Annotated in this window: 2 protein-coding genes; both read right to left on the reverse strand. The window is 72.5% G+C overall.

From position 1 onward, the window contains the following. On the reverse strand, positions 1-294 hold a 294-nt coding region (locus tag C5F48_RS24590), incomplete at its 3' end, for a hypothetical protein (protein ID WP_146170799.1). Further along, positions 291-383, reverse strand: a complete 93-nt coding sequence (locus C5F48_RS26555) for a hypothetical protein (RefSeq protein WP_373454377.1) — start codon at positions 381-383, stop codon at positions 291-293. The genes C5F48_RS26555 and C5F48_RS24590, both read right to left, overlap by 4 nt. Positions 384-396 lie beyond the last annotated feature (13 nt).

Here is a 396-nt window from a genome sequence, read left to right on the forward strand (position 1 = left end):
GTTGGCGGCGGCGGTATCGCGGTCAAGGCCGAGCTCGTCCTTGCAGAGGATGAAGGTGGCCATGCGCAGCCGGAAGGTCGGGTGCGGGCCGGCGTAGGTCTGATCCTGCTGGCAGCCGAGCCGGGTCACCAGCACGGCGGGGGCGGCGATGCCCTTCGCCTTCAGCGCCGCCACGTCGAGCCGGCCGGCCATGCCGCGGCATTCGCGCAAGGCTGGCAGCACGGCGCGGATCGCCTGGGCGACGATGCCGGGCAGAGCGGCGAGCAGATCGGGGCGGGTCTCGGTCGCGCTCATGGCAACAGATCCTCCAGCCGGCCGATCACCAGCCGCTCGATGTCGCGGCGGTCCTCCTCGGAGACGCCGAGATAGGGCCGGGCGGGAATGCCGGCTCCTTCC

The sequence above is a fragment of the Cereibacter changlensis JA139 genome (genome assembly GCF_003034985.1).
GTDB classification, from domain to species: Bacteria; Pseudomonadota; Alphaproteobacteria; order Rhodobacterales; family Rhodobacteraceae; genus Cereibacter; species Cereibacter changlensis.